The sequence below is a fragment of the Trabulsiella odontotermitis genome, assembly GCF_001188485.1.
Lineage (GTDB): Bacteria > Pseudomonadota > Gammaproteobacteria > Enterobacterales > Enterobacteriaceae > Trabulsiella > Trabulsiella odontotermitis_A.
The window spans coordinates 25,811-33,798 of record NZ_JNGH01000063.1 but is presented as its reverse complement, the minus strand read 5'-3'; the positions used below and the strand labels follow the sequence as shown (position 1 = coordinate 33,798).

At 58.4% G+C, this 7,988-nt stretch carries 3 protein-coding genes and 4 pseudogenes; 6 read left to right on the top strand and 1 reads right to left on the bottom strand.

The features are described from left to right. From GM30_RS23820 to GM30_RS05450, 6 genes and pseudogenes are all read left to right on the top strand, one after another. Positions 1-540, top strand: a pseudogene (locus tag GM30_RS23820) (IucA/IucC family C-terminal-domain containing protein); the annotation flags it as partial. Then, on the top strand, positions 540-1,487 hold the full coding sequence (locus GM30_RS05470) for a GNAT family N-acetyltransferase (RefSeq protein WP_049847799.1): 948 nt from the start codon (positions 540-542) through the stop codon (positions 1,485-1,487). The pseudogene GM30_RS23820 and the gene GM30_RS05470, both read left to right, overlap by 1 nt. Then, positions 1,484-3,080 (top strand): annotated as a pseudogene (locus tag GM30_RS05465) (IucA/IucC family protein). Before GM30_RS05470 ends, GM30_RS05465 begins: the two are co-directional and overlap by 4 nt. Further along, on the top strand, positions 3,077-4,399 hold the full coding sequence (locus GM30_RS05460; RefSeq protein ID WP_049847798.1) for a lysine N(6)-hydroxylase/L-ornithine N(5)-oxygenase family protein: 1,323 nt from the start codon (positions 3,077-3,079) through the stop codon (positions 4,397-4,399). Before GM30_RS05465 ends, GM30_RS05460 begins: the two are co-directional and overlap by 4 nt. A 16-nt stretch (positions 4,400-4,415) precedes the next feature. Beyond that, positions 4,416-6,578: pseudogene (locus GM30_RS05455) on the top strand (TonB-dependent siderophore receptor). Positions 6,579-6,677: 99 nt separating this feature from the next. Beyond that, a pseudogene (locus GM30_RS05450) lies at positions 6,678-7,578 on the top strand (alpha/beta hydrolase). Here GM30_RS05450 and GM30_RS05445 read toward each other — a convergent pair. Next, positions 7,575-7,934 (bottom strand): YcgN family cysteine cluster protein, encoded by a 360-nt coding sequence (locus GM30_RS05445; RefSeq protein ID WP_049847801.1) that lies wholly within the window; start codon positions 7,932-7,934, stop codon positions 7,575-7,577. The pseudogene GM30_RS05450 and the gene GM30_RS05445 overlap by 4 nt on opposite strands. Between the last annotated feature and the right edge of the window lie 54 nt (positions 7,935-7,988).

Here is a 7,988-nt window from a genome sequence, read left to right as displayed (position 1 = left end):
GCGGCGACAGCCTGCTGGCCGCCGCGGTGCGCCGCCTGAGTCAGCGCCTCAACCTGCCGCTGGAGACCGCCGCCCGCTGCTGGGTTCAGGCCTACTGTGACCGCGTGCTGCTGCCGCTGTTTAGTGCCGAAGCGGATTACGGTCTGGTGCTGCTCGCCCATCAGCAAAACATTCTGGTGGAGATGCAGGAAGACCTGCCGGTCGGNACCTGATGCCGAAAACCGCTTCAGCGAGGCGCAACTGCTGCGCTATTTCCCCTATTACCTGCTGGTAAATTCGACCCTTGCCGTCACTGCGGCACTGGGCGCGGCCGGGTTTGCCAGTGAAGAGAGCCTGATGCAGCTGGTGCGCGAGGCGCTGGCACAGTTGCGCGTGACAGCGAAAAACACCCGCTGCCTTGATTACGTGCTCGACAGCGCGCACTGGAACTGCAAAGGCAATTTCTTCTGCTATCTCCACGATCACAACGAAAACACCATCGTCGACCCGGCGGTGATCTATTTCGATTTCAGTAATCCGTTCTACAAGGAGCCTGTCTGATGCCGCACGCGAAGATTGTTCATGACGGCTACGGATTCCGCTGTGCCAGCCTCGACGTGGCACTGCCGCTGACGCTCGGTCTCGACGGCAGCGCCGTTCTCCATCCGCTGGATAACCTGCCGGACGGCTGGCTGTTTGAGGCGCTCGATCAGTTGTTCGTCGCCGCCCCGCAGCTCACCGGCATAACGCTGCCGTGGGCACAGTGGCATCATCACGACGACGCGCAGCGCCTGTTCGCACAGGTACAAAGCGATTATCTGGCGCGGGAAACCTTCTGGCAGTTGCCGCTGTGGCTGCGCGGTGAACGTCCGCAGCCGCGCAATGACATGCAGTTTGATGCGTCGCGCCAGCTCTGTTTCCCGGTGCGCCCGCCGCGTCCGTCCGGCGAGGTTTATCGCCGTTATGATGCGCAGATTAAGCACACATTGAGCTTCCGCGTGGCCGACGTTGCCACCGACGCCGAAACCTTCACCCGCTGGATGAACGCCCCGCGCGTTAATGCCTTCTGGGAAATGGCCGGGCCGCAGGCAGAACAGGAAAACTATCTGCGCAAGCAGCTCGATTCGTCATATTGCTATCCGTTGATCGGCTGCTTTGACGATCAGCCGTTTGGTTATTTTGAGATTTACTGGGCCGCCGAAGATCGCATTGGTCGCCACTATCGCTGGCAGTCGTTTGACCGCGGACTGCATATGTTGGTGGGTGAAGAGCAGTGGCGCGGTGCGCAGTATATCCGCAGTTGGCTGCGCGGCCTGAGCCATTATCTGTGGCTCGATGAGCCGCGCACCACGCGGCTTGTCGCTGAGCCGCGCTTTGATAATCAGCGTCTGTTCCGTCATCTGCCGGTGGCCGGTTTCGACACCGTCAAAGAGTTCGATTTCCCGCACAAACGTTCCCGGCTGGTGATGAGCCAGCGCGACCACTTCTTCCGTGAGGTGGGGCTATGATGGCGGCGTGGCAACAGGTGAACCGTGAGATGGTGGCGAAGATCCTCGCGGAACTGGAGTACGAGCGCACGCTGACCGCCGAAGAAATTGCCCCGCATCGCTGGGCTATCACCCTCGGCGATGAACGCTGGGAATTTACCGCCACGCGCGGCATCTGGGGCTGGCTGCATATCGACACCGCCACACTCAGCAACCGCAGCGGCGAACCGGTTGAGGCCGAAAGCGCGCTGCGCCAGCTGGCGAAGGTGCTGGCAATGAGCGATGCGCAGACCGCCGAACATCTGGAAGATCTCTACGCCACCCTGCGCGGCGATCTCCAGCTTTTGATCGCCCGCGAACATCTCGATGCCGATGCGCTGATCGATCTCGATCCGGACGACTTGCAGTGCCTGCTCTCCGGCCACCCGAAATTCATCTTTAACAAAGGCCGTCGCGGCTGGGGGCTGGACGCCCTTCGCCAGTATGCGCCGGAATATCGTGGGCGTTTTCGCCTGCACTGGATTGCTGTGCGCCGCGACCGGCTGGTGTGGAGCAGCGACGCCGACTGCGACATCCGCAATCTGCTGGCCAGCGCGATGGACGACGGCGAACGTCAGCGTTTTGACGCGCAGTGGCAGGCGCAGGGGCTGGATAATAACTGGCTGCCGGTGCCGCTGCATCCGTGGCAATGGCAGCAGAAAATCGCCCTGCACTTTTTACCGCAGCTGGCGCGGGGTGAGATCGTCGAACTGGGCGAATTTGGGGATGAATATCTGGCACAGCAGTCTTTGCGCACGCTGACNGCTGACCGCGTTGGGCGCGCAGGCGCTGGGGGAACCGGCAGCCGGTTATCTCTCGCACACCGGCTATGCCGCGTTGCCGAAAGCGCCCTATCGTTTCCAGGAAATGCTGGGGGTGATCTGGCGCGAAAATCCCTCCTGCTATTTGCAGAACGGCGAACAGGCAGTGCTGATGGCGGCGCTGATGGAGAGCGATAACGCCGGGCGTCCACTGATTGACGCGTGGATCGCCCGTTCTGATCTCTCTGCGGAGGCCTGGCTGGAAAAGATGTTCACCGCCGTGGTGCTGCCGTTCTATCACCTGCTGTGCCGCTACGGCGTGGCGTTGATTGCCCACGGCCAGAACGTGACGCTGGTGATGAAAGACCATGTCCCGCAGCGCATTCTGCTGAAAGATTTTCAGGGCGACATGCGGCTGGTGGATCTCGATTTTCCCGAAGCGGCGACGCTGCCGGACGCGGTGAAAGCCGTCACCGCCCGCCTCAGCGCGGATTACATCATTCACGATTTGCAGACCGGTCATTTTGTTACCGTGCTGCGTTTTATTTCTCGTCTGACGATCCAGTGCGGCGTCAGCGAAACCCGCTTTTACCAGATCCTGGCGGGTGTTCTTGCGCGCTATATGGCGCAGCACCCGCAGATGGCAGAACGTTTTGCGCTGTTTGACCTGTTCAAACCGCACATCATTCGCGTGGTGCTGAACCCCGTGAAGCTCACCTTTTCCGAACACGATGGCGGCAGCCGCATGCTGCCGAACTATTTAACCGATCTCAACAACCCACTTTATCTGGTCACCAGGGAGTCCGCAGAATGAAAACGTATGATTTCATTGGCATAGGTATTGGCCCATTCAACTTAAGCATCGCCGCGCTGGCTGAAGGTCTCGACGGTTTCAGTACGCTGTTTCTGGAGAGCAAACCGCAGTTTTCCTGGCATCCGGGAATGATGGTGCCGGATTGCTATATGCAGACCAGTTTCCTGAAAGATCTGGTCAGTGCCGTTGAACCGACCAATCGCCACAGCTTCCTCAACTATCTGGTGCAGCGCAAAAAGTTCTACCGTTTTCTGACCACCGAGCAGCGCACCGTTTCCCGTGAAGAGTTTGCCGATTACCTGTGCTGGGCGGCAGCGAACCTGAACAACCTCGCCTTCAGCCAGCAGGTGCAGGAAGTAAGCTACAACGAACAGGCCGGCGTTTTCGAAGTGGTGACCCAGCGCGACCGTTTCCAGGCGCGCCACGTCTGCCTCGGCATCGGCAAAGCGATCAATCTGCCCGCCTGTGTCAACGAGCAGAGCGACCGCTGCTTCCACGCCAGCGAAATGATGATGCGCACCCCGTCGCTGGCTGGCAAGCGCGTGACCGTGGTTGGCGGCGGCCAGAGCGGCGCGGATCTGTTCCTCAACATTTTCCGGGGCGAATGGGGCCAGCCGGCAACCCTCAACTGGGTGTCGCGTCGCAACAACTACAACGCGCTGGATGAAGCGGCGTTTGCCAACGAGTACTTCACGCCGGAATACCTCGACAGCTTTGCCACGCTGAAGGAAGAGGTGCGCGAAAAGATGCTCGCCGAGCAGAAAATGACCTCCGATGGCATCACCACAGAGTCGCTGCTGGCGATTTACCGCGCCATGTATCACCGCTTCGAAGTGCTGCGTGAACAGCCGTGGGCACATCTGCTCCCTTCCCGCTCCGTGACCCGCGTCACCGCGCAGGACAACGCCCAGCGCCTGACGTTGCGTCATCACCTGGATGATGGCGAGGAAACGCTCGATACCGATATCGTGATTTTCGCCACCGGTTATCGCCCGGCACACCCGGCATTCCTTGCCCCACTGGCGCACCGTCTGCACCTGACCCGCGATGAAGAATTCCAGGTCAATACCGATTTCTCTGTGCAGTGGAATGGTCCGCACAGCAATCAGCTTTTTGCCGTCAATGCCGGAATGCACAGTCTTGGTATTGCCGAACCGCAGCTCAGCCTGATGGCCTGGCGGGCGGCGCGAATCATTAATCGCGCTCACCCTGATGCACCGTTTGAGCTGTCCACCACCCCTGGCGTGATCCACTGGCGCAGCGAGCCCAGCCGCGATCTTCACCAGGTTTCTCAACCGTTAAAAACCACTCAGTTCTGACAGGAACACAATAACAATGAAACGTTCTTATCTTTGGGTTTTGAATCCTTGCCTGTTGGCTATGCTTTCCGCGTCTGCATGGGCGGANGGGCCGCCCCCGCCAGTCGCGCGAACCATACCGTGGCGGATATGGCGCAAACCACCTGGGTCATTGAACAGGCTGAAATCGAACAGCAGGTTCAGGGCGGTAAAGAGTTGAAAGAGGTGCTGGCGCAGTTGATCCCCGGCATGGACGTCAGCAGCCAGGGCCGCACCAACTACGGCATGAACATGCGTGGCCGTTCGATGATGGTGATGGTTGACGGCGTGCGCCTCAACTCTTCCCGCAGCGACAGCCGCCAGCTGGATTCTATTGACCCGTTCAATATTGAGCGCATCGAAGTGATCTCCGGCGCGACGTCGCTGTACGGCGGCGGCAGCACCGGTGGCCTGATCAACGTGGTGACCAAAAAAGGTCAGCCGGATACTGAGGTAGAATTCCAGACCGGCGNNTTTAACCAGCCATAACGATCACGACGAGAACGTGGCGGCGGCGGTCAGCGGCGGTAACGACAACGCATCCGGGCGTCTCTCCGTGGCGTATCAACGCTATGGCGGCTGGTATGATGGCAACGGCGACGAAGTGATCATCGACAACACCCAGACCGGTCTGCAGTACTCTGACCGTCTGGATGTGATGGGCACCGGCACCCTGAACATTGACGACCACCAGCAGTTGCAGCTTACGACGCAATACTACAAGAGCCAGTCTGACGGTAAGCACGGCCTGTTCCTGGGCGACAATTTCTCGGCGGTGACCGGCGATGCGAAGGCCTACAACAAAGGCAATCTTGATTCCGACCGACTGCCGGGCACCGAGCGTCATCTGATCAACCTGCAATATTCTAATACCGATTTCTGGGGGCAGGATCTGGCGGCGCAGATTTACTATCGCGACGAGAGCCTGACGTTTTACCCGTTCCCGACGCTCTCCAAAGGTGCCGTGACCAGCATCGGCGCGTCCCAGCAGAAGACCGATTTCTACGGCGGCAAGCTGACTCTTAACAGCAAACCCGTCGATGACCTGTCGCTGACCTGGGGTATCGATGCCGATCATGAAACCTTCAACGCCAACCAGCAGTTCTTTGATCTCGACAAAGCAGCGGCGAGCGGCGGCATGAAGCTGGATAACGCCTACAACGTCGGACGCTACCCGGGTTACAGCATCACCAACCTCGCGCCATTCCTGCAGGCCAGCTACGACATCGACGCCATCACCCTCAGCGGCGGCGTGCGTTATCAGTACACCGAAAACAAAGTGGATGATTTTGTTGGCTATGCGCAGCAGCAGGCGATCGCCACCGGCAAAGCCACCTCCGCTGACGCAGTTCCGGGCGGGAAAACCGACTACAACAATTTCCTGTTTAATGCCGGGATCCTCGGTCACGTTACCGACCGCCAGCAGGTGTGGTTCAACTTCTCGCAGGGCTTTGAAATCCCGGATCTGGCGAAATACTACGGCTCAGGCAACTACACGCTGGTCAATGGCCACTATCGCCTGAACAATAGCGTCAACGTTAACGATTCGAAGCTGGACGGCATTAAAGTCAATGCCTACGAGCTGGGCTGGCGCCTCACCGGCGACAACCTGCGCACCCAGGTGGCGGCGTACTACTCGCTGTCGGATAAAACCATCAATATCAACAAGACCGACATGACCATCACCATGGATGACGACAAGCGTCGCATCTACGGGGTCGAAGGTCAGGTGGATTACTTCTTCACTGACAGCGACTGGAGCCTCGGGTCGAACTTCAACGCCATCAAATCCGAAACCCGTGAAAACGGCAAATGGGAGAAGCTGACCGTCGACAGCGCCAGCCCGTCGAAAGTCAGTGCATGGGTCAACTGGGCGCCGGGCGACTGGGCACTGCGCGTACAAAGCACTCAGACGTTTGACCTTTCCGATGCCGACGGCAACAAAATTGACGGCTACAACACCGTGGATTTCCTCGGCAGCTATAACCTGCCGGTGGGTAAAGTCAGCTTCAGTATCGAAAACCTGCTCGACGAAGACTACACCACCGTCTGGGGCCAGCGCGCACCGGGGCTCTACAGCCCAACCTACGGCGCACCGGGTCTGTACACCTATAAAGGCCGCGGGCGCACCTTTGGTCTGAACTATTCTGTGTTGTTCTGATAAAAAAACGCCACCGGTGATGCCGGTGGCGTTTCTCACTCTTCCTCTTTCCTTCATTCCAGGCTATAACACTGTATATCCATACAGAAAGGAAACGCTATGGCGCTGGAAAACGGTATTAAGGCACTGGTTGAGGAATTTATTGCGCAGGGTCGCCCCTCTTCGCGGGCTCAGTCAATTGAAGAACGCCGTGCAGGATATATCGCCAGTGCGGTGCTGGCCGGGGAAACGGAAAGTCGCGTTGAGGTTAAAGATGTCGAACTGGAAGGAATCTCTTTTCGGGTCGTGTCACCGCTCAATGCGAACGGCCTTCTGCCATCGCTCTTTTATTACCATGGCGGCTGCTTCGTCAGCGGCGGCTTTGCCACTCATGATAATCAATTGCGTCAACTTGCGTATCACGGTCATTGCCGGGTAATTGCCGTGCAGTATCGTCTGGCCCCTGAACATACTTTTCCTGCGGCGCACGACGATGCAGAACGCGGAGCACAACTAATATGGCAGCATGCCGATGCTCTGGGTGTTGATCGTGCCCGCATCACTTTTGCTGGCGACAGCGCGGGCGGCCATCTGGCGCTGGTGACTGCGTTGCGGCTAAAAGCTGCAGCGCAGTGGCTGCCCCGGCAACTCATTCTGATTTACCCGATGCTCGATGCCACCGCCCATTTCGAAAGCTATACCCGTAACGGTCTTGACTATGTCATCACTCGCGATACGCTGCTGAGCGGTTTTTCTACCCGGTGTTGATCGCACGCACCCGGAGGCCAGCCCGCTGTGGCGGGAGGACTTCACAGGTCTGCCGCCGGTGCATATCATTACGGGGGAATACGATCCGCTGTGTGATGAAGGCGAAGCGCTATATCATCGGTTGACGGACCAGGGCGTTGTTGCCACCTGCCAGCGCTGGTCTGGCGTGATACATGGTTTCTTCCAGCTGGGCGGAATCAGCCAGGCAGCGCGGGATGTGCTGAAAGATGTGGCGTGGCGAGTGAACCGTTAGTCAGCCCACTCTGGCTTATTCAGAATATGATCCTGCCAGTCGCGCACTTCAGATTCCTTCACTGCAATATGACGCACGGAAATCCGCTCGCCATGCATGGCAGCTTTTGAACCGGTGNNTTCACGGGTGAGTTTGATGCAGTCCGGCTCATAGTCGAAACGCTTTTCGTAGTTCCGGCACTGGCAGGTTTTGATGTTGAGCTGTTTACAGGCGACGTTGGTGAAGTAGATTTCGTCGGTATCTTCATCCATCAACTTGTGCAGGCAGCACTGGCCGCAACCATCGCACAGCGACTCCCACTCGGCGTCCGTCATGTCGTCGAGGGTTTTACGTTGCCAGAAAGGTGTGTCGCTCATCAGGATGTCCGTCATTGAAAACCAGGGTGCACCTTATAACCAGTCTGGCACGTC

Excerpts from the sequence above, each read along its gene's own strand:
- GM30_RS05470 (WP_049847799.1), top strand. The coding sequence starts at position 540 with ATGCCGCACGCGAAGATTGTTCATGACGGCTACGGATTCCGCTGTGCC.
- GM30_RS05460 (WP_049847798.1), top strand. The coding sequence starts at position 3,077 with ATGAAAACGTATGATTTCATTGGCATAGGTATTGGCCCATTCAACTTA.